This is a genomic window from Vibrio sp. Vb1337, assembly GCF_033338715.1.
Lineage (GTDB): Bacteria > Pseudomonadota > Gammaproteobacteria > Enterobacterales > Vibrionaceae > Vibrio > Vibrio alginolyticus.
Map to the genome: position 1 here is coordinate 1 of NZ_JAWOTD010000058.1, position 1,892 is coordinate 1,892.

General features: G+C 49.9%; 2 protein-coding genes. Both read right to left on the reverse strand.

The window, feature by feature from the left end; genetic code table 11:
- Positions 1 to 556 (reverse strand): TolC family protein (locus tag R7E42_RS23775; protein WP_318073058.1); only part of this gene is annotated, 556 nt, incomplete at its 3' end.
- A partial coding sequence (locus R7E42_RS23780; protein ID WP_318073059.1) for an efflux RND transporter permease subunit occupies positions 553 to 1,892 on the reverse strand: 1,340 nt, incomplete at its 5' end. The genes R7E42_RS23780 and R7E42_RS23775, both read right to left, overlap by 4 nt.

Sequence of the window (1,892 nt, forward strand, 5' to 3'; positions counted from 1 at the left end):
CGCTTTGATAAATCTGAGCTTGTTCGAGACGAATTTGCGCCGCGTTTGCTTGGCGGTCAATGCGCCCAAACAGATCAACTTCCCAAGCGATACTCGCGCCTGCAAATACGCCATCGTGCTGATTATCCATTAGGGTGACGTTACCAATTTGAGGTGGCAGACCCGACACGGAATCACTGAGTGGATTCAATATCGGACCGAGTGAAGAGTCATTTTTACTGAACTGATAGTTCATGTAACCCGCACCGAGATTAATTGTCGGTACCTTGAATGACTCCACCATGGTTTTATAGTTGTTGGCCATTTTCACCCGCTCGGCCGCCACTTTCAGCGGAATGTTTTGGCTCTGCATGTCTTGAACCAATTGATTCAACACCGGATCGTGAAACTTAGTCCACCAAAACTCAACGTGTTGTGAATCGGTACTCAACCCTGCATTTTCGGCGTTCAAGTAGGTTTCTGCCATGCTGGTGGTCGGTGCTTGGTAGTCTGGCCCCACTGCACAGCCCGCTAAACTTAGGGCTAGAACGACAGGCGTTAGAATGAATTTTTTCACGATGACGCCTCCTCTAGCTCAGCGTTGGTTTGTGTGGATGGTGCTTTTTCTTTGTAAGCAAGGCGATACAGCGCAGGCATGACAAACAGTGACAATATGGTTGCGGCTGCCAAGCCTCCGATGATGGTTGCCGCCATTTGGTCAAACAGCAGATCTGACAGCAGCGGGATCATGCCGAGCGCGGTCGTTAACGCACCCATAGAAATGGCCATAGTACGGTTGACCGTGGCTTCTTTGATCGCGTCAGACAAGCTCTTGCCATTTGTGCGTTCGAGCTCAATTTGATCCATTAGTACGATGCCATTTTTGATGATCATCCCGGTTAGTGTGATAGCTCCGATCAGCGCCATAAAACCAAATGGTTTATCGAATCCAAGCAGAGCAAACACAGCCCCTGATGCTGCCAGTGGTAGCGTTGCGAGGATGATGATTGGTTGCTTAAAGCCGTTGAACATCGCGACTAAAATGATCACCATGATCAGCATTGCTTTTGGTTGCTGCTTCATGATGTCGGTGACCGCTTTGTCTTCATCGTAATATTCGCCTCCCCATTCCATGCTGTAACCCGCCGGAAGTTGGATAGCTTCAACCTGATCTTTAATGGCATTTCTTACATTCGCTGGTGTGGAGTCTCGGCTCACACCCGCTTGAACCGTGATGGTTTTCACGCGGTCGCGTCGCCAAATCATGCTCTCTTCGGTGACCAGTTCGAATCCATCCACCACTTGACCAAGCGGAACGCTGTTAAAGCCAAGTAGAGAGCGCACAGGTAGCGTTTCTAGTGACGCCATGTTTTGCGATGTGCCACGTAACTGAATTGGAATCAACTCATCATTCAGGTTCATTTGTCCGAGCGGCATGCCGTCTGATGCACGTTTTAGCGCGAAAGCGACATCGGCGCGGTTAATTCCTGCTTGACGCATTTTGTCTTGGTTTAGAATCGGCTTGAGCACTTTGCTTGCTTGGCGCCAATCATCGCGAATGTATTTTGCATCAGGGTTTGAAGCAAAAATCGTTTTCGCTTCCGCCGCTAGTTGATGCAATACGGTTTCATCCGGACCAGAAAAACGCACCTCAACCGCGAACTTATCTTTGGTTGCTAGCTTCAGCGCTCGGAAGCGAGGTTCGGCATCCGGAAACGCCTCTTTCAGCCAATCATCGCCACGCGTTACCAAGTGACTGATGCTCTCGTAGTCTTTGGTGTTGATCAGAATCTGCCCGTAGGCAGGGTCGAGCGGTTCAGGCTCTACCGTTACCGAGAAGCGAGGCGCACTGGTGCCGACATAGCTAGAGATACTTTCCACTTCTGGTTGTGCGACCAACCATTCTTCAACTT